Annotated in this window: 21 protein-coding genes; 16 read left to right on the top strand and 5 right to left on the bottom strand. The window is 73.0% G+C overall.

Features of this window, described 5'->3' with window-relative positions; genetic code table 11:
* Positions 1-139: 139 nt before the first annotated feature.
* The 4 genes from bioB to ACFYZ4_RS37550 all read left to right on the top strand — a co-directional run bounded on the left by bioB (position 140) and on the right by ACFYZ4_RS37550 (position 4,393).
* Positions 140-1,393: a biotin synthase BioB gene (gene bioB / locus ACFYZ4_RS37565; RefSeq protein WP_351293915.1), complete on the top strand. Its 1,254-nt coding sequence runs from the start codon at positions 140-142 to the stop codon at positions 1,391-1,393.
* On the top strand, positions 1,386-2,717 hold the full coding sequence (locus ACFYZ4_RS37560) for an adenosylmethionine--8-amino-7-oxononanoate transaminase (RefSeq protein ID WP_384351176.1): 1,332 nt from the start codon (positions 1,386-1,388) through the stop codon (positions 2,715-2,717). The genes bioB and ACFYZ4_RS37560 overlap by 8 nt, the downstream gene beginning before the upstream one ends.
* Position 2,718: 1 nt before the next feature.
* A complete protein-coding gene (gene bioD, locus ACFYZ4_RS37555) occupies positions 2,719-3,504 on the top strand; it encodes a dethiobiotin synthase (protein ID WP_390786106.1) in 786 nt (261 codons plus the stop codon).
* A gap of 193 nt (positions 3,505-3,697) precedes the next feature.
* Positions 3,698-4,393, top strand: a complete 696-nt coding sequence (locus ACFYZ4_RS37550) for a class I SAM-dependent methyltransferase (RefSeq protein WP_351293923.1) — start codon at positions 3,698-3,700, stop codon at positions 4,391-4,393.
* Here ACFYZ4_RS37550 and ACFYZ4_RS37545 read toward each other — a convergent pair.
* The gene (locus ACFYZ4_RS37545; protein WP_390786105.1) at positions 4,365-4,799 is read right to left on the bottom strand and encodes a GNAT family N-acetyltransferase; all 435 of its coding nucleotides are present in this window, start codon (positions 4,797-4,799) and stop codon (positions 4,365-4,367) included. The two genes, ACFYZ4_RS37550 and ACFYZ4_RS37545, sit on opposite strands and share 29 nt — an antisense overlap.
* A gap of 205 nt (positions 4,800-5,004) precedes the next feature.
* Here ACFYZ4_RS37545 and ACFYZ4_RS37540 point away from each other — a divergent pair, with 205 nt between their 5' ends.
* The 5 genes from ACFYZ4_RS37540 to mug all read left to right on the top strand — a co-directional run bounded on the left by ACFYZ4_RS37540 (position 5,005) and on the right by mug (position 10,265).
* On the top strand, positions 5,005-6,339 hold the full coding sequence (locus tag ACFYZ4_RS37540) for a hemolysin family protein (RefSeq protein ID WP_351293929.1): 1,335 nt from the start codon (positions 5,005-5,007) through the stop codon (positions 6,337-6,339).
* A complete protein-coding gene (locus ACFYZ4_RS37535; protein WP_351293932.1) occupies positions 6,336-7,361 on the top strand; it encodes a hemolysin family protein in 1,026 nt (341 codons plus the stop codon). The genes ACFYZ4_RS37540 and ACFYZ4_RS37535 overlap by 4 nt, the downstream gene beginning before the upstream one ends.
* Before the next feature lie 65 nt (positions 7,362-7,426).
* Positions 7,427-8,209, top strand: coding sequence for an SGNH/GDSL hydrolase family protein (locus tag ACFYZ4_RS37530; protein WP_390786104.1), 783 nt, complete (start codon positions 7,427-7,429; stop codon positions 8,207-8,209).
* 71 nt (positions 8,210-8,280) lie between these two features.
* On the top strand, positions 8,281-9,714 hold the full coding sequence (gene purB, locus ACFYZ4_RS37525; protein ID WP_351294002.1) for an adenylosuccinate lyase: 1,434 nt from the start codon (positions 8,281-8,283) through the stop codon (positions 9,712-9,714).
* The gene (gene mug, locus ACFYZ4_RS37520) at positions 9,711-10,265 is read left to right on the top strand and encodes a G/U mismatch-specific DNA glycosylase (protein WP_390786129.1); all 555 of its coding nucleotides are present in this window, start codon (positions 9,711-9,713) and stop codon (positions 10,263-10,265) included. Before purB ends, mug begins: the two co-directional genes overlap by 4 nt.
* On the opposite strand, the gene ACFYZ4_RS37515 is transcribed toward mug, so the two are convergent.
* Genes ACFYZ4_RS37515 through ACFYZ4_RS37505 form a run of 3 tightly spaced genes read right to left on the bottom strand, consistent with a single transcriptional unit; the run spans position 10,262 to position 12,436 of the window.
* A complete protein-coding gene (locus ACFYZ4_RS37515; RefSeq protein ID WP_390786103.1) occupies positions 10,262-10,699 on the bottom strand; it encodes a hypothetical protein in 438 nt (145 codons plus the stop codon). The genes mug and ACFYZ4_RS37515 overlap by 4 nt on opposite strands.
* A gap of 40 nt (positions 10,700-10,739) precedes the next feature.
* Complete coding sequence (locus ACFYZ4_RS37510; RefSeq protein ID WP_390786102.1) at positions 10,740-11,489, bottom strand: ABC transporter permease subunit; 750 nt, start codon at positions 11,487-11,489, stop codon at positions 10,740-10,742.
* Between the two features lie 35 nt (positions 11,490-11,524).
* On the bottom strand, positions 11,525-12,436 hold the full coding sequence (locus ACFYZ4_RS37505) for an ABC transporter ATP-binding protein (protein ID WP_351294011.1): 912 nt from the start codon (positions 12,434-12,436) through the stop codon (positions 11,525-11,527).
* A 108-nt stretch (positions 12,437-12,544) separates the two neighbouring features.
* On the opposite strand from ACFYZ4_RS37505, the gene ACFYZ4_RS37500 reads away from it, so the two are divergent.
* The 3 genes from ACFYZ4_RS37500 to ACFYZ4_RS37490 all read left to right on the top strand — a co-directional run bounded on the left by ACFYZ4_RS37500 (position 12,545) and on the right by ACFYZ4_RS37490 (position 15,629).
* Positions 12,545-13,720 carry a histidine kinase gene (locus ACFYZ4_RS37500; protein WP_351303327.1) on the top strand — a complete coding sequence of 392 codons (1,176 nt, stop codon included), beginning with the start codon at positions 12,545-12,547 and terminating at the stop codon, positions 13,718-13,720.
* Between the two features lie 4 nt (positions 13,721-13,724).
* Positions 13,725-14,375, top strand: a complete 651-nt coding sequence (locus ACFYZ4_RS37495) for a response regulator transcription factor (protein ID WP_351303324.1) — start codon at positions 13,725-13,727, stop codon at positions 14,373-14,375.
* 99 nt (positions 14,376-14,474) lie between these two features.
* Positions 14,475-15,629 (top strand): ROK family transcriptional regulator, encoded by a 1,155-nt coding sequence (locus tag ACFYZ4_RS37490; protein ID WP_351303321.1) that lies wholly within the window; start codon positions 14,475-14,477, stop codon positions 15,627-15,629.
* A gap of 69 nt (positions 15,630-15,698) precedes the next feature.
* Here the strand turns inward: ACFYZ4_RS37490 and ACFYZ4_RS37485 are convergent, their stop codons facing one another.
* The gene (locus ACFYZ4_RS37485; RefSeq protein WP_351303318.1) at positions 15,699-16,469 is read right to left on the bottom strand and encodes a GntR family transcriptional regulator; all 771 of its coding nucleotides are present in this window, start codon (positions 16,467-16,469) and stop codon (positions 15,699-15,701) included.
* 290 nt (positions 16,470-16,759) lie between these two features.
* Here ACFYZ4_RS37485 and ACFYZ4_RS37480 point away from each other — a divergent pair, with 290 nt between their 5' ends.
* The 4 genes from ACFYZ4_RS37480 (at position 16,760) to ACFYZ4_RS37465 (ending at position 22,929) form a co-directional block, all read left to right on the top strand.
* Positions 16,760-17,611: an alpha/beta fold hydrolase gene (locus tag ACFYZ4_RS37480; protein ID WP_351303315.1), complete on the top strand. Its 852-nt coding sequence runs from the start codon at positions 16,760-16,762 to the stop codon at positions 17,609-17,611.
* Positions 17,612-17,858: 247 nt separating this feature from the next.
* A complete protein-coding gene (locus ACFYZ4_RS37475) occupies positions 17,859-19,418 on the top strand; it encodes an alkaline phosphatase D family protein (protein ID WP_390786128.1) in 1,560 nt (519 codons plus the stop codon).
* Positions 19,419-19,614: 196 nt separating this feature from the next.
* A complete protein-coding gene (locus ACFYZ4_RS37470; RefSeq protein WP_351303312.1) occupies positions 19,615-21,057 on the top strand; it encodes a GNAT family N-acetyltransferase in 1,443 nt (480 codons plus the stop codon).
* Positions 21,058-21,207: 150 nt separating this feature from the next.
* The gene (locus ACFYZ4_RS37465; protein WP_351303309.1) at positions 21,208-22,929 is read left to right on the top strand and encodes a DUF885 domain-containing protein; all 1,722 of its coding nucleotides are present in this window, start codon (positions 21,208-21,210) and stop codon (positions 22,927-22,929) included.
* Positions 22,930-22,958: the final 29 nt, after the last annotated feature.

Genomic DNA, 22,958 nt, shown 5'->3' with positions numbered 1-22,958 from the left:
TTGTCGGCAGTCCACAGACCTGCCCGACCCTAGCTCCCGCGACTGCTGCGTCAGGTGTGGTGATACACACACACCCATCCGGCCATGTTGTCCGATCTCTCCTTGGCCAGGAGCGGGGGTGTGGTCCAGGATCGGGTGCATGGACCTGCTGAACACCCTGGTGGACAAGGGGCTGCGGCGCGAGCTGCCGACCCGTGAAGAAGCACTCGCCGTACTGGCGACTTCTGACGACGAACTGCTCGACGTGGTGGCCGCGGCCGGCAAGGTGCGCCGCCAGTGGTTCGGGCGTCGGGTCAAGCTGAACTACCTGGTCAACCTGAAGTCGGGCCTGTGCCCGGAGGACTGCTCCTACTGCTCCCAGCGCCTGGGGTCGAAGGCCGAGATCCTCAAGTACACGTGGCTGAAGCCGGAAGAGGCCTCCCAGGCCGCCGCCGCCGGTGTCGCGGGCGGCGCGAAGCGGGTCTGTCTGGTCGCGAGCGGCCGCGGGCCGACGGACCGGGACGTGGACCGGGTCGGCAAGACCATCGAGGCCATCAAGGAGCAGAACGAGGGCGTCGAGGTCTGCGCGTGCCTCGGCCTGCTCTCCGACGGCCAGGCGGAGCGACTGCGCGACGCGGGCGCGGACGCCTACAACCACAACCTCAACACGTCCGAGGCGACGTACGGGGCGATCACCAAGACCCACACCTACGCGGACCGGGTCGACACGGTGCAGAAGGCGCACGCCGCCGGCCTGTCCGCGTGCTCCGGTCTGATCGCGGGCATGGGCGAGACCGACGAGGACCTCGTCGACGTCGTCTTCTCCCTGCGCGAGCTGGACGCGGACTCGGTCCCGGTCAACTTCCTGATCCCCTTCGAGGGCACCCCGCTGGCCAAGGAGTGGAACCTCACCCCGCAGCGTTGCCTGCGGATCCTGGCGATGGCGCGGTTCGTCTGCCCCGACGTCGAGGTCCGCCTCGCCGGCGGGCGCGAGGTGCACCTGCGCTCGCTGCAGCCGCTGGCCCTGCACGTGGTCAACTCGATCTTCCTCGGCGACTACCTGACCAGTGAGGGCCAGGCCGGTCAGGCCGACCTCGACATGATCGCGGACGCCGGTTTCGAGGTGGAGGGCGCCGGTACGTCGACCCTTCCCGCGCACCGCTCCGACGCTTCGGCCGTGGCCGCCGGCGGGGGCTGCGGCTCGAACGGCGGCGCCTCGGTCTGCGGTTCGGGCGCGGCCCCGGCCGACGACGCCCCGGCGGCGGGCTGCGGCTCGGCGTGCGGCGGCTGCGCCGGGCACGGCCCCGCGGAGGCCAGGCCCGTACCGGCCCAGGCCGAGGCCGGCGAGGTCCGGCCGGAGCTGGTGGCCGTACGCCGTCGCGGCGCGGGGACGGACATCGCTCCCAATGCCTGACCGGCTCAGCCCGCTCGACGCCCCGTCGTCCGGCGCGGAACTGCTCGCGCTGGACCGGCAGCACGTCTGGCACCCGTACGGTCCAATGCCCGGCCGGCAGGAGCCGCTGGTCATCGCCTCCGCCTCGGGGGTGCGGCTGCGCCTCGCCGAGCCCTCCCAGGGGGAGGGCCACGAGGAGCTGGTCGACGGCATGTCCTCCTGGTGGTCGGCCATCCACGGCTACAACCACCCGGTGCTCAACGAGGCCGTGACCGCGCAGCTGGGCCGCATGTCGCACGTGATGTTCGGCGGGCTCACCCATGAGCCCGCCGTCCGGCTCGCCACGAAGCTCGTCGAGATCACCCCGCCGGGACTGGAGCACGTCTTCCTCTGCGACTCGGGCTCGGTGTCCGTCGAGGTCGCGGTCAAGATGTGCCTGCAGTACTGGCGTTCGGTGGGCCGGACGGGCAAGACCCGGCTGCTGACCTGGCGCGGCGGGTACCACGGGGACACCTGGCAGCCGATGGCCGTCTGCGACCCCGAGGGCGGCATGCACGAGCTGTGGCAGGGTCACCTGCCGCGACAGGTCTTCGCGGACGCGCCGCCCGGCGGTTTCGACACGCCCGTGGACCCGGCGTACGCCGACCACCTGCGGTCCCTGATCGCCGCGCACGCCGACGAACTGGCCGCCGTCATCGTGGAGCCGGTCGTGCAGGGCGCGGGCGGCATGCGCTTCCACCACCCGGGCCACCTGCGGGTGCTGCGGGAACTGTGCGACGAGTACGGCGTCCTCCTCATCCTGGACGAGATCGCGACGGGCTTCGGCCGGACCGGCGCGCTCTTCGCCGCCGATCACGCCGGGATCACCCCGGACGTGATGTGCCTGGGCAAGTCGCTGACCGGCGGCTACCTCACCCTCGCGGCGACCCTGTGCACGGAACGGGTCGCCGACGGGATCTCCCAGGGCGAGGTGCCCGTCCTCGCGCACGGGCCGACCTTCATGGGCAACCCGCTCGCCTCGGCGGTGGCCCTCGCGTCGATCGAACTCCTCCTCGGGCAGGACTGGGCGACCGACGTCAAGCGGATCGAGGCGGGGCTGCGCGAAGGCCTGGCGGCCGCGGCCGGGATCCCCGGCGTACGGGACGTGCGCGTCCTGGGCGCCATCGGTGTGGTGCAGCTGGACCACGAGGTCGACGTGGCGGCCGCGACCCGGGCGGCGGTGCGCGAGGGCGTGTGGCTGCGCCCGTTCCGGGACCTGATCTATGTGATGCCGCCGTTCGTCACCGGCGAGGCGGACGTGACCCGTATCTGCCGCGCGGTGTGCGCGGCGGCGCAGGAAGGCTGAGATGTCCGTAGTGATGGTGTCCGGGACGGGCACCGAGATCGGCAAGACGGTGGTCACCTCGGCGCTCGCGGCCGCCGCGCTCGCGGCCGGCCGCACGGTCGCGGTGCTCAAGCCCGCGCAGACGGGTGTCGGTCCGCAGGAGCCCGGGGACGCCGCGGAGGTGGTCCGCCTGGGCGGCTCCGCGGTCACCGCGGTGGAACTGGCCCGCTACCCGGAGCCCTTGGCCCCGAACACGGCGGCCCGCCGCGCGGGGCTGCCGACGCTCTCCCCGGCCGAGATCGCGGAGGCGGCGCGGCAGTTGTCCGAGGCGCACGACCTGGTCCTGGTGGAGGGTGCGGGCGGGCTGTTGGTCCACTTCGACGACGAGGGCAACACCCTGGCCGACGCGGCCCGGCTGCTCGGCGCGCCGACCCTGATCGTCGCCCAGGCCGGCCTCGGAACCCTCAACTCCACCGTCCTCACGGCGGAAGCCCTGCGGGCCCGCGACCTGACCCCACTGGGCGTGGTCGTCGGCAGCTGGCCGCGGAACCCGGACCTGGCGGCCCGCTGCAACCTGGCGGACTTCCCGACGACCTCGGCCCTGCCCCTCCTGGGCGCGATCCCGGAGGGTTCGGGCGCCCTCTCCCCCGACGAGTTCCGCGCGTCGGCCCCCACCTGGCTGGCCCCACCCCTCTCGGGCACCTGGTCGGCCCAATCCTTCCTCACCACCTGGTCCCCCCCGCCCTACGGATCCAGCCTGCCGCCCAATCCAGCCCCGCCGGCCAACTCCAGCCCCGCCGGCGTTTGAGGCGCGGGGCCGGGGGCGGAGCCCCGTTCTTTCAGCCCCGCCGGCGTTTGAAGCGCGGGGTCCGGGGCGGAGCCCCGATCAGTAACCTCCGCCGGGGCCGGGGGCGGGGCCCGGCAGTCGGACCGCAAGGGATGAGGCCCCGCCGACCGGGCACGCTGAAGGTACCCGCACATCCGCCCCCGGGAGGTCCGTCATGCCGCGCCCCCGCACCAACCGCAACAACCGCCCCACCCACACCACCCCGCCCCACGACCCCGTCCACCATCCGGTCTTCGCCCGCTTCTACGCCCGCGCCAGCACGGCCGCCGAGACCCGCGCCGGCATCGCCCCCCTCCGCCGCGAGCTGCTGCACGGCGTCTCCGGCCGCGTCATCGAGATCGGCGCCGGCAACGGCCTGAACTTCCCGCACTACCCCCGCGCCGTCTCCGAGGTCGTCGCCGTCGAACCGGAGCGCACCCTCCGCCGCCTCGCGTCCTCCGCCGCGCTCCGCTGCGAGGTCCCCGTGGACGTCGTACCCGGCGCCGCCGAGGCCCTCCCGGTCAAGAGCGAGGCCTTCGACGCCGCCGTCGCCTCGCTGGTGCTGTGCACCGTACGGGACCTGCCCCGCTCCCTCGCCGAACTGCACCGCGTCCTGCGCCCCGACGCCGAGCTGCGCTTCTTCGAGCACGGCCGCGCGCCCGGCCCCGCCATGGCGGCCGTCCAGCGCACTCTGGACCGGACCGTCTGGCCCCGTCTCTTCGGCGGCTGCCACACCGCGCGCGACCCGCTCGCCGCCATCGAGGCCGCCGGTTTCCGGATCGTCTCGCACCGCCGCGTGCGGCTGCCCGAGCGCGGTCCGGCCCTGCCGACCTCCTACTGCGTCATCGGTTCGGCCCGCCGAGCGGCTTGACCCAGCGCTTCCACTGGTCCTGGGGCCCGTAGCCCGCGGCCTCCCAGGCCAGGTGGGCCCGCTCGTTGCGGACGAGCACCATCGCGTCCGCCCGCCGCCCGCCGAGCGCCTCGAAGCGCTCCTCGGCGGCGGCCAGCAGCGCGGTCCCGATCCCCTGGCGACGGTGGGCGGGGTGCACCGCGAGCCGGTACAGGTGGCAGCGCCAGCCGTCGAACCCCGCGATCACCGTGCCGACGAGCTCTCCGTCGCGCCGCGCGAGCAGCAGCGACCGCGGATCGCGGTCGTGGAGGCGCTCGACCCCGGCGAGGTCGTCGCTGATACTCGTTCCCTCGGCGGCGGCCTTCCAGAAGTCCAGTACGGCGCCGAGATCGGCGGCCGAGGCGGGTCCGATCTGAAGATCGCTCATGTCCGGATCCCATCATCCGGCCGTGCTCCGCCAAATGAATGATCCGTTCTCTTTGCCCGTCCTTTACCATGTGTGCACAGACCCTCTCGAGTGAAAGGTGTGAGCGTCCGCCCATGGGCGAGCCTCCCAGTCCCCGACACAAGCGTCCGCGACACCGCGCGGTCCCCCTCCTCCTGGCCGATCATGGGACGGAGGTGATCGACCGATGACCGAGGTGCTCCTGCTCGTCGTGGCACTGCTGCTCTGCGTCGCCTGCGGAGTCTTCGTCGCGGCCGAGTTCTCGCTGACGACCGTGGAACGGAGCGAGCTCGAGCGGGCCGTCGAGCGCGGTGAGCGCGGGGCCGACAGCGCCCTGGCCGCCGTCCGCACCCTGACGTTCCAGCTCTCCGGCGCCCAGCTCGGCATCACGGTGACCGGCCTGGTCATCGGCATGATCTCCAAGCCGTCGATCTCCACCCTGCTCAAGGGCCCGTTCGAGGCGATGGGCCTGTCGGCCGGCGCCGCCTCCTCCACCGCCCTGATCCTCGGCACCGTCCTGTCGACCGTGGTGCTGATGGTCGTCGGCGAGCTGGTGCCCAAGAACTGGGCGATCTCTTCACCGCTGGCCATCGCCAAGCGCGTGGCGACCGCGCAGCGCGTCTTCAGCCGCGCCTTCCGGCCTCTGATCAGCCACCTCAACACCACCGCGAACCACATGGTGCGCCGTTTGGGCATGGAGCCGGCCGAGGAGCTGGCCTCCGCGCGCACTCCGCAGGAGCTGGTCGCCCTGGCGCGGCACTCCGCGAAGCAGGGCGCCCTGGAGAAGGACACCGCCGAGCTGTTCGTGCGGACCCTGAACCTGGCCGACCTGACCGCGGAGAACGTGATGACCCCGCGCGTCCAGGTCACCGCCCTCGACGTGCAGGCCACCGCCGAGGACGTGGCGAACGCGACGCTCGCCACCGGCCTGTCCCGCTTCCCCGTGTACCGGGGAAGCCTGGACACCGTCGTCGGCACCGTCCACATCAAGGACGTGCTGGCGCTGCCGGCCGAGGAGCGGCGCCGCCGTCCCGTGTCGCAGCTGCTGCGCGAGCCCCTGCTCGTACCGGAGTCGCTGACCGTGGACCGGCTGCTGGACCGGCTGTCCGGCAAGCAGACGATGGCCGTGGTCATCGACGAGTACGGCGGCACGGCCGGTGTGGCCACGCTGGAGGACATCGTCGAGGAGGTCGTCGGCGAGGTCCGCGACGAGCACGACCCGCATGAGACCCCGGACCTGGCCCCGGCCGGTACGGACGACTCCGGGCGCCTCCTCTACTCCGCCGACGGCGCCGCGCGCACCGACCAGCTCCGGCGGATCGGCCTGCGGGTGCCGGACGGTCCGTACGAGACCCTGGCCGGCCTGATAGCGACCGAGCTGGGCCGGATCCCGGCCGTCGGCGACCAGCTGGAACTGGACGGCTGGCACCTGGACGTGGTGGACGCGGGCGGACGCCGGGCGGCGCGGGTGCTGCTGCACGCCCCGGCCGAGCGCGCCGGGGGAACGGAGGAGGCCCGATGACCGTCATCCAGCTGCTGATCGGCCTGGCGACCCTGGTCGTGAACGCCTTCTTCGTCGGTGCGGAGTTCGCGCTGATCTCGGTCCGGCGCAGCCAGATCGAGCCGTACGCCGAACAGGGCGACCGGCGCGGCCGCGCCGTCCTGTGGGGCCTGGAGCACCTGTCGGCGCTGATGGCGGCGGCGCAGCTGGGCATCACGCTGTGCACCCTGGTGCTGGGCGTGGTGGCCGAGCCGGCCATCGCGCACCTGCTGACCCCGCTGTTCGACCTCGTCGGGGTACCCGACGGGCTGACGCACGCGATCTCCTTCGTGGTGGCGCTGTCGCTGGCGACGTACCTGCACATGCTCTTCGGCGAGATGGTGCCGAAGAACGTGGCGCTGTCCGAGCCGGTGCGCACCGCGCTGCTGCTGGGGCCGCCGCTGGTGACCCTCACCCGGGCGCTGCGGCCGGTGATCTTCTCGATCAACGCCTTCGCCAACGTCCTGCTGCGACTGCTGCGGGTGGAGGTGAAGGACGAGATCGCGGCGACCTTCTCGGACGACGAGCTGGCGCGGATGGTCAAGGACTCCAGTGCCGCGGGTCTGCTCGACGACCGGGCGAGCGAGCGCCTGCACGACGCCCTGGAGCTGGGCCGACGGCCGGTGACCGATGTGGTGCTGCCGGCGGACCGGGTGGTCTCGGCCCGCGTGGGCATCACTCCCGCCGGCCTGGAGCGGCTGTCGGCCGAGTCCCGGTACTCCCGGTTCCCGGTGATCGACGAGCAGGACGGGATCCTCGGCTACCTGCACGTGAAGGACGCGCTGGACGCGGACGGGGACGCGCGGAACGAGCCGTTCCCGGTGTCGGAGCTGCGGCCGATCGCCCAGGTGCGGGCGGAGACCCCGCTGGACGACGTGCTGACCGCGATGCGGCGCAGCCGTACGCACCTGGCGGCGGTGCTCGGGGCGGAGGGTGCCATGACGGGCCTGGTGACGATGGAGGACGTGTTGCGGGAGCTGTTCGGCAGGCCCGCGTCCGCCTGATCCGTGAGGGAGTGTGGTCCCCGGCCCTGCGGGGCCGGGGTACCGCGCGGTAACATCACTCCGCCATGGAGATGAATGCCTCTTACACCAGTTTCGTCGCGATCGGCGACTCCTTCACCGAGGGCATGTCGGACCTGCTCCCGGACGGCTCCTACCGGGGATGGGCCGATCTGCTGGCCGCCCGCCTCGCCGCCCGCGAGCCGGGCTTCCGCTACGCCAACCTCGCGGTCCGCGGCAAGCTGATCGGGCAGATCGCCGAGGACCAGGCCCCGGTGGCCGCCGCGATGGGCGCCGACGTGGTGGCCCTGGTGGGCGGGCTGAACGACGCCTTGCGCCCCAAGGTGGACATGGGCCGGGTCCGCGGCCACCTGGAGGCGGCGGTGGAAACCCTCGCTCCGTCCTGCAAGCGGCTCGTCCTCATGCGCTCCCCGGGGCGCAACGGTCCGGTGATGGAACGCTTCCGGCCCCGCATGGAGGAGCTCTTCCTCATCATCGAGGAGCTCGCCGCCCGGCACGGCGCCCTGGTGGTCGACCTGTACGGGGCTTCCGTGCTCGGCGATCAGCGGATGTGGGACGTGGACCGGCTGCACCTGACGGCGGAGGGGCACCGCCGGGTGGCCGAGGCCGTCTGGCAGACCCTGGGCCTGCCCGCCGAGGAGGACTGGCGCACGGAACTGCCCGCCGCCGCACCCCCCGGCTGGACGGTGCGCCGGGCCCAGGACGTGAGCTTCGCCCGGCAGCACCTGATCCCCTGGATCGGCCGCCGTCTGACGGGCCGCTCCTCCGGTGACGGCCGCCCGGCCAAGCGCCCGGAGCTGCTGCCGTACGGGGACGCACCGCGCTCGTAGCAAGCCACAATCGCGAGCGGGGGCCCTACCTGCGTAAACGCACAGCGGCAGCCCAAGTAGAATCCCTCCACGTGACTGCCAAGCCCCGCATCCCCAATGTCCTGGCCGGCCGCTACGCCTCCGCGGAGCTCGCCGTCCTGTGGTCCCCCGAGTACAAGGTGACGCTGGAGCGGCGGCTGTGGCTCGCCGTGCTGCGCGCCCAGAAGGACCTCGGTATCGAGGTCCCGGACGCGGCCCTCGCCGACTACGAGCGCGTCCTGGAGACCGTCGACCTCGCCTCCATCGCCGAGCGCGAGAAGGTCACCCGGCACGACGTGAAGGCCCGCATCGAGGAGTTCAACGCCCTCGCCGGTCACGAGCACGTCCACAAGGGCATGACCTCGCGCGACCTCACCGAGAACGTCGAGCAGCTGCAGATCCGGCTCTCGCTGGAGCTGGCCCGCGACCGCACGGTGGCGGTCCTCGCCCGTCTCGGCAAGCTGGCCGGCGAGCACGCCGAGCTGGTCATGGCCGGCCGCTCCCACAACGTGGCCGCGCAGGCCACCACCCTGGGCAAGCGCTTCGCCACCGCGGCCGACGAGCTGCTCGTCGCCTACGACCGCCTGGAGAACCTCCTCGGCCGCTACCCGCTGCGCGGGATCAAGGGCCCGGTGGGCACCGCCCAGGACATGCTGGACCTGCTCGGCGGCGACGCCGCCAAGCTCGCCGACCTGGAGCAGCGGATCGCCGCCCACCTCGGCTTCGCCCAGGCCTTCACCTCGGTCGGCCAGGTCTACCCGCGCTCGCTCGACTACGACGTGGTCACCGCGCTCGTGCAGCTGGCCGCCGCCCCCTCGTCGATCGCCAAGACGATCCGCCTGATGGCCGGCCACGAGCTGGTCACCGAGGGCTTCAAGCCCGGCCAGGTCGGCTCCTCCGCGATGCCGCACAAGATGAACACCCGCTCCTGCGAGCGCGTGAACGGCCTGATGGTCATCCTGCGCGGCTACGCCTCGATGACCGGCGAGCTGGCCGGCGACCAGTGGAACGAGGGCGACGTCTCCTGCTCCGTGGTCCGCCGGGTGGCCCTGCCGGACGCGTTCTTCGCCTTCGACGGCCTGCTGGAGACCTTCCTGACGGTCCTCGACGAGTTCGGCGCCTTCCCGGCCGTCGTCGCCCGCGAACTGGACCGCTACCTGCCCTTCCTCGCGACCACCAAGGTCCTGATGGGCGCGGTGCGGGCCGGGGTCGGCCGCGAGGCCGCCCACGAGGTCATCAAGGAGCACGCGGTGGCCTCCGCGCTCGCCATGCGCGAGCAGGGCGCCGAGCGCAACGAGCTGCTGGACAAGCTGGCCGCCGACGAGCGGATGCCGCTGGACAGGGCCCAGCTCGACGCCCTCATGGCCGACAAGCTGTCCTTCACGGGCGCCGCGGGCGACCAGGTCGCGACCGTGGTCTCCCGGATCGAGGCGATCGCCAAGCAGCACCCGGAGGCCGCCGGGTACGCGCCGGGGTCGATCCTCTGACCCCCGAAGAGCTGGCCGCCGCCCGTGACCGCGTCCTCCCGGACGTGGTCGCGGGCGGTCTGCGTGTGTTGTTCTGCGGGATCAACCCCGGCCTCCTCTCCGCCGCGACGGGCCACCACTTCGCCCGCCCCGGCAACCGCTTCTGGCCCGTCCTGCACCTCTCGGGCTTCACCCCCCGCCGACTGGCGCCGGCGGAGCAGGAGGAACTCCTCACCTACCGCCTCGGCATCACCAACGTCGTGGCCCGGGCCACCGCCCGCGCGGACGAACTGAGCGCCGAGGAGTTCCGCGAGGGCGGCCGCATCCTGACGGCCAAGGTGGAACTCCTGCGCCCCCAGTGGCTGGCGGTGGTCGGAGTGACGGCCTACCGCACCGCCTTCGGCGAGCGGAAGGCGCAGATCGGCCCCCAGGAGCGGACCATCGGCTCCACCCGCATCTGGGCCCTCCCCAACCCGAGCGGCCTCAACGCCCACTGGACCGCCGAGTCCATGGCCCAGGAGTACGCCCGCCTCCGCGCCGCCGCCGAGACTCCCGAGCTGCCGCAAGGCTAGGGCGGGTCGATCACGGTGACCCCTGCCATCAGCAGGTAGGGGTACCCCTCGGCCCCTTGAGCCACGTAGGCCACCAGCCATTGCTCCCCGGCCCGCCACAGGTGCACGTGGTCGGTGCTGTTGCTCAGCTCGTCCCACGGCTCCGGTATCTCCTCCCCGTCGAGCCCCCGCTCCAGCAGCGACCGGAGGCTGAAGACCTGCGGGTCTCCCCACCGGTCGGAGAGCGACTGGGTGAGCGCCCCGTACTCGGCGTTGATCTGGTCGGCCGCCTCGGTCCGGCCCGCACCGCCGTCCTCCCAGAGGTCCGCGGTCCGGCCGACCGGGACGAGGTGGTAACCCGGGCCGCTGCTCTGCCCGCCGGACCAGACCGGCTCGGTGGGGAACTCCCGCACCCGGAGCCGGTCGATCATGTCGAGATGCTCTGCCGTGGTCATACCGTCAGTATCCCGACCACCACTGACAACTGGCCCGGCGTCACGCGTCCCGGCGCCGCACCGAGACCCACCCGCCGATGACCGCTGCGGCCGCCCACAGCGCCATCACGCCGAGTCCCGACCAGGGTCCGACGAGGTCACCGGCCTCCATCCGCATCATCATCTGCCCGGCCCGGTCCGGCAGGAGCTGGGCCGCGCCCTCGGCACTCGCTCCGATGACGAAGGACACCAGCAGCACGAAGGGTATGAGGAGGCTCAGCACGGCCGCCGCGCTCCGCAGGACGGCCGTCAGTCCCGCCGCGAACAGCGCCATGAGCATCAGGTACATCCCGCAGCCGAACACGGACCGGAGGGTGTCCGGGTCACCCAGCTCCATCGCGTACGGCCCCATGAACGCCTGGCCGGCCACGAAGGTGACGAGGGCGGTGATCTGCCCCATCGCGCATGCGAGTGCCCCCACCATGGCCATCTTCGACAGGTAGAAGCGGGTGCGGTTCGGCACCGCGGCCAGCGAGGTGCGCAGGGCTCCGTTGTGGAACTCGGCGGACAGCGCGTTCGCTCCGAAGGCCATCGCCGCTATCTGCCCGAAGTTGAGCCCGTAGTACGCCGCGAGCAGCCTGTCGTCACCCATGCTGCCCTCTTCGGACTGGCCTATCGCTGCGGCGGTGAGCGCCTGGATCCCGGCGGTGGCGACGAAGATGGCGAGGTAGGAGCCTATGGTGCCGCGGAGGGACCGCAGCTTGATCCATTCCGAGTGCAGGACGGGCAGGGTGGGCAGAGCGGCGCTCATGGCGAACCTCCTGAGTGGAGAAGTAGAGGGGAAGATCAGCGGCTTGCGGTGAACTGGGCGTGATCGGCGGTGAGGTCCAGGTAGGCCTGCTCCAGCGAGGCCCTGTCGTCGGCGAGTTCCAGCACGGGCACGCCTTCCCGGGCGGCCAGGCTGCCGACCTGATCGGCCTGTATGCCCTCGACGGTCCATCGCCCGTCCTCCGCGGTCACCAGCTCGAAGCCGTCCCGGGCCAGCGCGGCCCGCAGCCGCACCGGGTCGGAGGTGCGCAGGCGCACCCTCGGGGTGCTGCGGGCGTCGATGAACTCCTCCATCGAGGTGTCGGCCAGCAGCCTGCCGTTGCCGAGCACGACCAGGTGGTCGGCGAGCGCCGAGGTCTCCGACATCAGATGGCTGGAGACGAGGACGGTGCGTCCCTCGGCGGCGAGACCGCGCATCAGCTCGCGGATCCAGATGATGCCCTCGGGGTCGAGGCCGTTGGTCGGCTCGTCCAGCAGCAGCACCCCTGGGTCGCCCAGCAGCGCCGCGGCTATGCCCAGGCGCTGGCGCATGCCGAGCGAGAAGGACTTGACCCTCCGTCCGGCCACGGAGGCTATCCCGGCCTGCTCCAGGACCTCGTCCACCCTGCGCATCGGGATCCTGTCGGCCGCCGCGAGGAAACGCAGGTGGTCCCGGGCGGTGCGCCCGCCGTGGGCCGCCTGTGCGTCCAGCAGCGCGCCGACCCGGTGGAGCGGGTCGGGGAAGTCGGTGAACCGCTGCCCGCCGATGGTGGCCGTGCCGGACGTGGCCCGGTCCAGGCCCAGCAGCAGGCGCAGCGTGGTGGACTTGCCGGCGCCGTTGGGGCCGAGGAAACCGGTGACCCGTCCGGGCAGGACATCGAAGGTGAGGCCGTCCACCGCACGGTGGGTGCCGTATGCCTTGGTGAGTTCTCGGATCTCGATGCTGTTCATGGCTCAAGATTCGCCGCCGGCCCCACCCGCCTTCCTCCCCCATGCGAGGGTGCCGTCTCCCCCACGTGGGGGAGACGGACGCCGGCTGCCGACTGTCACGATGCATGTATGTACCGACTGCTCCGTGCCCCGCTCCAACCGGTGACCTACTCGCGCTGGTTGCACCTCTGCGTGCCCATCCTGCTGGTGGCCCTGTGGATGTTCATAGGGCCGGAGGCGCCGTGGGTGCCGCTGCTCATCGCGGTTCCGCTCGGTCTGGTCCCCTGGGTGCGGCTGGTCGAGGGGCTGCAGGCCCGGTTTCTGCTCACCCCGCACGACTGGGACCGCTCGGAGAGCACCATCAGCGCGGTCCCCTCCAAGCGGTGGAACGACCGGTGGCGGACCCTGCTCTGGCTGGAGGTGCGGCTCGTCCTCGCGGGAGGCGCCTGGATCCCGACCGTGTGGCTTCCGGCCATGACGGTCGAGCTGGTCTCGATCGCGATCGGGCATCCGCTGGGCGGGGACCTCATGCTTCCCTTCGTGCCCCCTCGGTGGGCCGCCGCGCTGCTGGTGCCGGTGCCGCTGATCCTGCTCGTCGCCATAGTGGTCCTGCTCGGGGAGCTGATCACCACGATCGCCCAGCGGCTGCTGGGGCCTTCGGCGGCCGAGCGGCTCACCGCGCTGGAGGCCCGGACCGAACAGCTTCTGGAGCGGAACCGGATCGCCCGCGAACTGCACGACTCCATCGGGCACGCACTGACGGTGGCAGTGGTGCAGGCGGGGGCCGCCCGGGCGGCCGGCGACCCGGAGTTCACGGACCGGGCACTGTGCGCGATCGAGGAGACGGGCCGGGCCGCGCTGGAGGATCTGGAACGGGTGCTGGGAGTCCTGCGGGAGTCGGGGCAGCCGCCGTCGCAGCGGCCGACGCTGGTGGAGGCGGACCGGCTGCTGGAGTCGGCCCGGGCCTCCGGCGCGGCGGTGGACGCGCAACTGACCGGCCCACTCGACAAGTTGCCGGGACCGGTCACCCGGGAGGGGTACCGGATCCTTCAGGAGGCGCTCACGAACGTGCTGCGGCACTGCGGTCCGGTGCCCGTCCGGGTGAGGATCGAGATGGCCGGGGGCCGGCTGGACCTGGAGGTGTCGAACCCGCTGCCGGCGGGGCCGGCCCTGACGCAGGGCAGCGGGAGCGGGCTGCGCGGGATGCGGGAGCGGGCCGCGCTGCTCGGCGGGGAGGCCGAGACCGGTCCGTACGAGGGCAGTTGGAGGGTACGCGCCCGGCTTCCGCTGGAGCGAATACGCTGACCGGATGCCGGTTACCGTACTGCTCGTCGATGACGAACCCCTGGTGCGCGCGGGTCTGCGTGCCGTCCTGGACTCCCAGCCCGACATCGAAGTGGTGGGTGAGGCCGCGGACGGGGCCTCCGTGGTCCCGCTGGTCCGGCAGCTCAGGCCGGACGTGGTGGCGATGGACGTGCGGATGCCGCTGCTCGACGGGATCGAGGCGACCCGTGCGGTCCTGCGGACGGTGGACTCCCCGCCGAAGATCCTCGTGGTCACCACCTTCGAGAACGACGAGTACGTCTACGAGGCGCTGCGGGCCGGAGCCGACGGGTTCCTGCTGAAGCGGGCCCGGCCTTCGGAGATCGTGCACGCGGTGCGGCTGGTGGCGGAGGGCGAGACGCTGCTCTTCCCGGCCGCGGTGCGGGCCCTGGCCGCGGAGTACGGGAACCGGAAGGCCCGGGCGGTGCTGGAGCGGGCCGCGCTGACCGAGCGGGAGGAGGCGGTCCTGCGGCTCATGGCGCGGGGGCTCACCAATGTGGAGATCGCGGCCGACCTGATCATCGGCACGGAGACGGTCAAGTCCCACGTCAGCGCGATCCTGGCGAAACTGGGGGCGCGGGACCGCACCCAGGCCGTGATCATGGCGTACGAGTCGGGGTTCGTCTCGCCGGCCTGAGGAAAAGCTGATTCCGGCCGATGGGGGGCCGCTTCTCGCCGCCGCACCGGGAGCGCAGTACGATCCGGCTGACAGGCTCGCCGGCTGGGAGGACACACGTTGGGGCAGCTGACCGGCGGGGACCCTTCTCTGCTCCGGCGGATCAATTCCGCCGTCGTGCTGCGCGCGCTGCGCGCGGCCGGATCGCCGACCCTCACCGACCTCACACGGCTGACCGGGCTTTCCCGGCCGACCGTCGAAGGTGTCGTCGAGGGACTGATCGGGACCGGGCTCGTCGTCGAGGCCGATGCGGAGGAAGGCGCGCGACGCCAGGGACGGCCGGCCAGGCGGTTCCGCTTCAGGGCCGAGGCGGGGCACCTGCTGGGCATCGAGATCGGTTCGCACCGGATCGCGGTGCTGCTGTCCGGACTGGACGGCCGCGTCATCGGGGCCGGCACCAAGGAGGTCGCGGAGGACGCGTCCGCGGACGAACGGCTCGAGCGGGTGCGGGCGGCCGTCGCCGATCTGCTGCGCCGCGCCGGAGTCCCGCGGGACTCCCTGCGGGCGGTCGGGGTCGGCAGCCCCGGGATCGTGGAGGCGGACGGCACCGTCCGCCTCGGCACGGCGCTGCCCGGCTGGACCGGGCTGCCGCTCGGGGAGCGGCTGCGCCGCTCGTTCCGCTGCCCCGTGCAGGTGGAGAACGACGCCAACGCGGCGGCGGTCGCCGAGCACTGGAAGGGCGCCGCGCGGGACACCGGCGACATGGTGTTCGTGATGGCCGGGCTCAGTCCCGGCGCGGGCTCGCTGATCGGCGGGCGGCTGCACCGGGGCTTCGGCGGCGCGGCCGGCGAGATCGGCGCCCTGCACCTGCTGGGCCGCGAGGCCACGCCCGAGCGGCTGCTGTCGACCACGGGCGAGCCGCTGCACCCGCTGGACGAGCCTGCCGTCGCCGAGGTCTTCGCGATGGCCAGGCGGGGCGACGAGCGCGCGGTGGCCGCCGTGGAGCGGTTCCTGCAGCGGCTGGTCCACGACGTGGCGGCGCTGGTCCTGGCGATGGATCCGGAGCTGGTCGTCGTCGGCGGCTGGGCGGCCGGCCTCGACGGAGTCCTGGAGCCCCTGCGCCGGGAGCTGGAGCGTTACTGCCTGCGCCCGCCGAGGGTGGCGCAGTCCCTGCTCGGCGAGGCCGCGGTGGCGACGGGCGCCCTGCGCCTCGCGCTGGACCACGTCGAGGAGGAGCTCTTCGCCGTGGAGAAGACGGTCACGGCCCGCCGCTGACCGCTGACCCGCGGTCCCTCCGAGGCCGGCCGGGCCGGCGACGGCCCGGTCCCGGCCCGCGGGGCGGGGTCAGGAGGCGACGCGGGGTTCGTGGGTGATCTCGACGTTGCCCGAGTCGCCGAAGGTGAGGCGGCAGGTGTCGGCGCGGTAGGTGGCCACCGAGACGGCGGCCGTGCCCGCGGCGGTGAAGTAGCGGGTGGTGACGAGGAGGACCGGGGCGCCGGGCAGGCGGTCCAGTTCCTTGGCGTCGTCGGCGCGCGCGGAGCCGAGTTCCACCGAGCGGTCCTGGCCGTCGAGGACCAGCCGCTGCAGCTCGCGCAGGACGGCGCGGGCACGGGCCGGTCCGGACGGGGCCTCGATCGCGGGGAGTCCGGGCACCGAGGCGGCCGGAACGTAGAGCAGCTCGGCGGCGACGGCCTGGCCCTGCGTGACCCGGGTGCGGCGCACCGTGTGCACCGGCTGGTCGGCGGCGAAGTCCCCACCGGTGCCGAGGAGCTTGAGCACCGCGGCGGGCGGCAGGCTCTCGGCCGCGTCCACCGGCTCCCAGCCGTCGGCGCCGTCGCCGGGCCAGCTGTGCTGCGCGGTGCCGACGGCGACGCCCAGGCGCGGCGGGGCGACGGTGGTGCCGACGCCGCGGCGACGCTGCAGCCGGCCTTCGAGTTCCAGCTGCTCCAGCGCCTGACGCAGGGTCGCGCGGGCGACGCCGAAACGGGCGGCGAGTTCACGCTCGTTGGGCAGCACCTCACCGACGGCGAAGTCCTGGTCGAGCGCCTCGCTGAGGACGGTCTTGAGGTGCCAGTACTTCGGCTCCGGCGCCGTTTCGAGCTGCGTGGTCCCCACCCTGACTCCTCCTGCCGTCGCTGCACCCGCCGTGTGTTCCAGCGGCAGTTCCGCGCCTTTGTTTATTAAAGGTTCCTGCACTATCCCTGCGACGATAGGACGGTGCACCCCCTTGGTCAAGACCAATGCTCATCCCTTTGCCGGGCAGATCGGGCATACGTATCAAGCCGTTCACGGGATGTTCTCGTGTGCCCCGAAGGCTTGTAGTCAAGGGCTACCGGACGGTAATCATGGCGGTAGGCCTTACTGACAGCCTGTCTCGCACGCGTCCCACCGACGAGGAGCAGCAGATGACCGCCACGGTCTCCTTCACGTTCGATTCGCCGCTCGGCCCCCGCACCGCCACCGTCGCCTACGAGCGCAAGGGCTCCGGCGAACCGCTTCTCCTGCTGCACGGCATCGGCCACCACCTCCAGGCCTGGCAGCCGGTGACCGACATCCTGGCCGCCGAGCACGAGGTGATCGCCGTCGATCTGCCGGGCTTCGGCGCCTCGGAGCCGCTGCCGCCGGGGGTTCCGTACACCCTGGGGACCGTGGCCCCGGCGCTCGGGGCGCTCTGCGCGGCCCTCGGCGTCGAGCGCCCGCACGTCGCGGGCAACTCGCTCGGCGGGCTGCTCGCCCTCGAAATGGGCCGGAACAAGCTCGTCCGATCGGTCACCGCCCTGTCCCCCGCCGGGTTCTGGACGGAGGGCGAGCGCCGCTACGCCTTCGCCGCCCTCCTCGCGATGCGGGCCGGCGCCAAGGCCCTGCCCCTCCCCGCGGTGCGACGGCTCTCGCGCAACGCCGCCGGCCGCGCCGCGCTCACCGGCACCATCTACGCCCGCCCGGCCCGCCGTTCCCCCGAGGCCGTGGTCGCCGAGACGCTCGCCCTGCGCGATGCCACCGGCTTCGAGGAGACGCTGGCCGCCGGCGGTTCCGTACGGTTCACCGAGGACGTGCCCGGCCTGCCGGTCACCATCGCCTGGGGGACGCGCGACCGGCTGCTGCTGCGCCGCCAGGGAGTGCGCGCCAAGCACACCGTCCCCGACGCCCGGCTCGTCCGGCTCCCGGGCTGCGGCCACGTCCCGATGAACGACGATCCGGCGCTCGTCTCCCGGGTGATCCTGGACACGGCCCGCCGCGCGAGCCTCGTGACGGCCTGAGGGGCCGCCTGAGCGGCTGCCCGAGCAACTGCCTGAGCGACCGCCCCGACGGCCGTCCGAGCGGGAGTCCGAGGGGCTGTCCACAGCGCCTCACGACATGCCGTACGAAGTACCGGGCGACTGAACGGATGAGCGGCTGACGGCTGTTCATCCCAGGTTCGCGTGGGCGACGCGGCCGGGCCGGGGTGCGGCGGCACGCTGGTCCGACCCGTCCTCGCCGGCCCCTGGAGACGCACCGATGGCATCGATGCCGCACACCCGACGGACCCTCATCGGGGGTTCCCTCGCCCTGTCCTCCGCGCTGTTCGCCGCTCCGGCACTCGCCGCCCCCGCCTTCGCCCGCTCCGGCCGGCCGAAGGCGCTCTGGGGCGTCCAGTCCGGCGAGATCACCGCCCACTCGGCCACCGTCTGGACCCGTTCCGACCGCCTCGCGCGGATGTACGTCGAGACCTCCCCGAGCGAGGCGTTCCGCTACGCCGTACGCCGCCACCGCGGCCCGCTGCTCGGCCCGTCGAGCGACTTCACCGGGACCACCGTCCTGCGCGACCTCCCGCCCGGGCAGCAGATCCACTACCGCGTCGTCCTGGCGGACCCCGACGACCCCCGCCGCACCGCCGAGCCGGTCCACGGCACCTTCCGCACCACGCCCGTCTCCCGCCGCCACGACGTGCGCTTCCTCTGGTCCGGTGACCTGGCGGGCCAGGGCTGGGGCATCAACCCCGACCTCGGCGGCTACCGCGTCTTCGACGAGATGCGGCTGCGCAACCCCGACTTCTTCCTCTTCAGCGGGGACACGATCTACGCCGACGGGCCGATCAAGGAGTCCGTGCCCCTGCGCGACGGCAGCCTCTGGCGCAACGTGACCACCGAGGAGAAGGCGAAGGTCGCCGAGACGCTCGCCGAGTTCCGCGGGAACTTCCGCTACAACCTGCTCGATCGCAACCTCACCGCCTTCAACGCCCAGGTCCCCGTCCTCGCCCAGTGGGACGACCACGAGGTGCGCAACAACTGGTACCCGGGCCAGCTGATCGACGACCCCCGCTACACCGTCAAGGAGGCCGATACCCTCGCCGCCCGCGCCCGCCAGGCCTTCGGCGAGTACTTCCCCGTCACCGACCTGCGCGGCGGCCGCGCCGAGGGCCGGATGTACCGGGTGATGCGGTACGGCCCACTGCTCGACGTCTTCGTGCTCGACATGCGCACCTACCGCAACGCCAACTCCCCCGGCACCCAGACCGAGGACCCCATCGGCATCCTCGGCCCCGAGCAGCTGGCCTGGATCAAGCGCGAGCTCTCGCGCTCCCGCGCCACCTGGAAGGTCATCGCCGCCGACATGCCGCTCGGCATCGTCGTCCCCGACGGGGCCGCGAACTTCGAGGCCGTCGCACAGGGCGACCCGGGCGCTCCGCTGGGCCGCGAGCTCCAGATCGCCGAACTCCTGCGCCACATCAAGCACCAGCGCATCACCGGCACCATCTGGCTCACGGCCGACGTGCACTACACCGCCGCGAACCACTACGCGCCCGAGCGGGCCGCCTTCAACGACTTCGCGCCGTTCTGGGAGTTCGTGTCCGGCCCGATCGGCGCCGGCGGCTTCCCGGCCGGGCGGCTCGACGCCACCTTCGGCCCGGAGACGGCGTACGTCCAGTCGGCTCCCTTCGCCAACATGTCGCCGTCGGAGAACCCTCCGTACTACGGCGAGGTCGACATCGACGGCGGCAGCGGGGAGCTCACGGTCCGGCTGCGCCGCCAGGGCGGCGGCGTCCTGTTCACCAGGACGCTCCAGCCCGGCCGCGTGGGCCAGTAGGACCGGACCCGCAGGCGCCCACGCGGGCTCCTGCGGTCGCTCCTGCCGCGGCTCCCGCGGTGGCTCCCGCGAGGGTTGACGCCCTCGTTTCCGGAAATGGCCCGGAAAACTGGATGAAATCGGCCAGATGGACACTTAACCAGTCGGTCACAGATCGTTCGTGATCACGCAACACCCCTGAGCCACAGTGGTGTGCATGACTGACCGTAGCCTCGCCTCCGCCCAGCGTCCCCACCGCCACCACTGGCGCCGCGACCTCGTCGAACTCGCCGCCCTGTTCTGCGCCGTCGCGGTCGCCGACGCCATCGCCAATCTCGTCGCGCACGGTCCGAGGGGCCCGATCCTGCTGGTCGCCTCGGCCGTCGCACTCCTGGTGACCGCGGCGTTCCACACCTGGTGGGCGCGCCGGCACAGCCATGCGCCGCCGCCACGGAGCACAGCGCCCGGTGATCCGACGCCGCCCCCGGCCGCGGCCTCCGGCCCGAGCGCGTCGGCGACCGCCACCACCAGCCTGTGGCGGATGCGCACGACCGTACGGGACGAGCCCGGCTCCCTGGCGGCCGTCTGCACCGCGCTCGCCCGCAGCGGCGTCGACATCCTGACCCTCCAGACGCACCCGCTCCCCGAGGGCGGCACGGTCGACGAGTTCCTGCTGCGCGCCCCGCAGCAGCTGGCCTCCGCCGAGCTCACCCGCGCCATCTCCGGGGCCGGCGGCCACAGCACCTGGATCGAACGCGCCGACGCCCACGACCTCGTCGACACCCCGACCCGCGTCCTGGGGCTGGCCACCCGCACCGCCCTCGACGCCGCCGAGCTCCCCCTCGCGCTGCGCCAGCTGCTCGGCCGCTGCACCATCCACTCGATCCCCGCGACCACCCTCTCCGGCCGCCCCAACGTCGGCGCGGACGCGCCCGTCGAAGGGGTCCTGGAGGCCACCGTCATGCGGCTGCGCGACCCCTCGGGCGGCGCGATCACCGTGGAGCGGCCCTACCTGCCCTTCACCCCGACCGAGTTCGCGAGGGCCCGCGCCCTGGTCGAGCTCGACGCCCGGCTCGGCCCCCGCGTCCCGCGCAGCCAGGACGTGCTGACCCTGCCCGAGGGCAACGAGATCACCGTGCGCCGCGCCGACGGATCCGACCAGGTGGCGGCCCGCGCCATGCACGACCGCTGCTCCGAGCGCACCCTCGGGCTGCGCTACCACGGCCCGGTCGCCGACGCCGACCGCTACCTCGGCCATCTGCTGAGCCCCCGCTTCGGCCGCACCCTCGCCGCCACCACGGCCTCCGGGAGGCTCGTCGCCCTCGGCCACCTGCTGTGGGACGGCGACGAGACCGAGGTCGCCCTGCTCATCGAGGACGACTGGCAGCGCCGCGGCATCGGCTCCGAACTGCTGCGCCGGCTCATCGCGATGGCCGTCGAGGCCGGCTGCGACAGCGTGTACGCCGTCACGCAGGCCGCCAACACCGGCATGGTCGCCGCCATGCGCGGCCTCGGCCTCCCCCTCGACTACCAGATCGAGGAGGGCACCCTGGTGATCACCGCCCGGCTCGACGCCACCCCGGTCGGCTCGCGCCTGCCCTACGAGCTCCCCCGCGAGCTCCCGTACGACCAGCAGGCCGCCGCGCGCCGCCGGTCCTGAGCGCCCGGCCCGGCTGCCTGCGGACCCGCCGCAGGCGCCGGGCCGGTCGATCTCCTCCCGCAGCTCCCGAAGGACCGGATCCGGTTCACCTCGGAGGGCCGGCGGCAATCGGTGATGACGGGAGCCCGTCTCACATACGAAGATGGCCGCATGTCAGAGATCCTCCAGAACGGCAGCGCACCTCAACTGCCCCGCCAGGTGGCCGACGCGTACGTCGATGCCCTCATCGCCCTCGACCCGATCACGGGCACCTATCTCGGTGTCGCCGCGAGCTCGACCAAGCTTCCGGACTTCTCGCCGGCGGGTCGCGCGGCCGTCGCCGGGCTGGCCCGCGACACGCTCGCCCGGCTCGACGCCGCCGAAACGCTGCCGGGTGCCGAGAGCGACGCCGAGCGACGCTGCGCCCGCCTGCTGCGCGAGCGCCTCAGCGCCGAGCTCGCGGTCCACGAGGCCGACGAGCACCTGAGTGCCGTCAGCAACATCCACGGTCCCGCGCACGAGGTCCGCGAGGTCTTCACCCTGACCCCCTCCGACACCGAGGAGGACTGGGCGGCGATCGCCGAGCGCCTGCGCGCCGTCCCGGCCGCCTTCGCCGGCTACCGCGAGAGCCTGGGGCTCGGCCTGGAGCGCGGCATGTACGGCGGCCCGCGCGCCACCACCACCATGATCGGCCAGCTCGGCGCGTGGGCCGGTGAGGCCGGTGAGGGTGGCGAAGGCGGCGAGGGCGGTGCCTTCTTCCAGGAGTTCGTCTCCGCCGGTCCCGACTCCCTGCGCTCCGAGCTGGACGCGGCCGCCGCCGGCGCCACCGCCGCCGTCGTCGAACTGCGCGACTGGATGCGCGCGGTGTACGCCCCGGCCGTCGAGGACAAGCCGGACACGGTGGGCCGCGAGCGCTACGCCCGCTGGTCGCGCTACTTCAACGGCACGGACCTGGACCTGGACGAGGCCTACGCCTACGGCTGGGCGGAGTACCACCGGCTGCTCGCCGAGATGAAGGCCGAGGCGGCCAATATCCTCCCGGGCGTCGGCCCCTGGGAGGCGCTGAAGCACCTGGACGAGCACGGTACCCACATCGAGGGCGTGGACGAGGTCCAGGCCTGGCTGCAGGGCCTGATGGACGAGGCCATCGAGAACCTCGACGGCACCCACTTCGAACTCGCCGAGCGCGTGCGCAAGGTGGAGTCCCGGATCGCCCCGCCGGGCGGCCCCGCGGCCCCGTACTACTCCTCCCCCTCGGAGGACTTCTCCCGCCCGGGCCGCACCTGGCTGCCCACGATGGGCCAGACCCGCTTCCCGGTCTACGACCTGGTCTCCACCTGGTACCACGAGGGCGTGCCGGGCCACCACCTGCAGCTCGCGCAGTGGACGCACGTGGCGGACCAGCTCTCCCGCTACCAGGCCACCGTGGGCTGGGTCAGCGCCAACTGCGAGGGCTGGGCCCTGTACGCGGAACGGCTGATGGACGAGCTGGGCTACCTCAAGGACGCCGAGCAGCGACTGGGTTACCTGGACTGCCAGATGATGCGCGCGGCGCGGGTCATCGTGGACATCGGCATGCACGTGGGGCTGCGGATCCCGGACGACTCGCCGTTCCACCCGGGCGAGAACTGGACGGTCGACCTGGCGCAGGAGTTCTTCGGCCTGCACAGCGGCCGGCCGGCGGACTTCATCGAGAGCGAGCTGACCCGCTACCTGTCCATGCCGGGGCAGGCGATCGGCTACAAGCTGGGCGAGCGCGCCTGGCTGCTGGGCCGGGAGAACGCGCGGGCCGCGCACGGCGCGTCCTTCGACCTGAAGGCCTGGCACATGGCGGCGCTGTCGCAGGGCTCGCTGGGGCTGGACGACCTGGTGGACGAGCTGTCGAAACTCTGACGGCGCGGCGGGTGCCGCCCGGCGCGAAC

Origin of the sequence: Streptomyces sp. NPDC001513, assembly GCF_042894695.1 — a bacterium.
Classification (GTDB): Bacteria; Actinomycetota; Actinomycetes; order Streptomycetales; family Streptomycetaceae; genus Streptomyces.
This window is presented reverse-complemented; position numbering and strand designations above follow the sequence as displayed.

What these genes read in the sequence shown, in the direction of transcription:
- ACFYZ4_RS37505 (WP_351294011.1), bottom strand. Translation starts at nt 12,436, where the DNA reads ATGAACAGCATCGAGATCCGAGAACTCACCAAGGCATACGGCACCCAC.
- ACFYZ4_RS37530 (WP_390786104.1), top strand. Translation starts at nt 7,427, where the DNA reads ATGGAGATGAATGCCTCTTACACCAGTTTCGTCGCGATCGGCGACTCC.
- ACFYZ4_RS37495 (WP_351303324.1), top strand. Translation starts at nt 13,725, where the DNA reads ATGCCGGTTACCGTACTGCTCGTCGATGACGAACCCCTGGTGCGCGCG.
- bioD (WP_390786106.1), top strand. Translation starts at nt 2,719, where the DNA reads ATGTCCGTAGTGATGGTGTCCGGGACGGGCACCGAGATCGGCAAGACG.
- ACFYZ4_RS37535 (WP_351293932.1), top strand. Translation starts at nt 6,336, where the DNA reads ATGACCGTCATCCAGCTGCTGATCGGCCTGGCGACCCTGGTCGTGAAC.
- ACFYZ4_RS37550 (WP_351293923.1), top strand. Translation starts at nt 3,698, where the DNA reads ATGCCGCGCCCCCGCACCAACCGCAACAACCGCCCCACCCACACCACC.
- ACFYZ4_RS37480 (WP_351303315.1), top strand. Translation starts at nt 16,760, where the DNA reads ATGACCGCCACGGTCTCCTTCACGTTCGATTCGCCGCTCGGCCCCCGC.
- ACFYZ4_RS37515 (WP_390786103.1), bottom strand. Translation starts at nt 10,699, where the DNA reads ATGACCACGGCAGAGCATCTCGACATGATCGACCGGCTCCGGGTGCGG.
- ACFYZ4_RS37465 (WP_351303309.1), top strand. Translation starts at nt 21,208, where the DNA reads ATGTCAGAGATCCTCCAGAACGGCAGCGCACCTCAACTGCCCCGCCAG.
- ACFYZ4_RS37560 (WP_384351176.1), top strand. Translation starts at nt 1,386, where the DNA reads ATGCCTGACCGGCTCAGCCCGCTCGACGCCCCGTCGTCCGGCGCGGAA.
- ACFYZ4_RS37475 (WP_390786128.1), top strand. Translation starts at nt 17,859, where the DNA reads ATGCCGCACACCCGACGGACCCTCATCGGGGGTTCCCTCGCCCTGTCC.
- bioB (WP_351293915.1), top strand. Translation starts at nt 140, where the DNA reads ATGGACCTGCTGAACACCCTGGTGGACAAGGGGCTGCGGCGCGAGCTG.
- ACFYZ4_RS37500 (WP_351303327.1), top strand. Translation starts at nt 12,545, where the DNA reads ATGTACCGACTGCTCCGTGCCCCGCTCCAACCGGTGACCTACTCGCGC.
- ACFYZ4_RS37510 (WP_390786102.1), bottom strand. Translation starts at nt 11,489, where the DNA reads ATGAGCGCCGCTCTGCCCACCCTGCCCGTCCTGCACTCGGAATGGATC.
- ACFYZ4_RS37540 (WP_351293929.1), top strand. Translation starts at nt 5,005, where the DNA reads ATGACCGAGGTGCTCCTGCTCGTCGTGGCACTGCTGCTCTGCGTCGCC.
- ACFYZ4_RS37470 (WP_351303312.1), top strand. Translation starts at nt 19,615, where the DNA reads ATGACTGACCGTAGCCTCGCCTCCGCCCAGCGTCCCCACCGCCACCAC.
- ACFYZ4_RS37545 (WP_390786105.1), bottom strand. Translation starts at nt 4,799, where the DNA reads ATGAGCGATCTTCAGATCGGACCCGCCTCGGCCGCCGATCTCGGCGCC.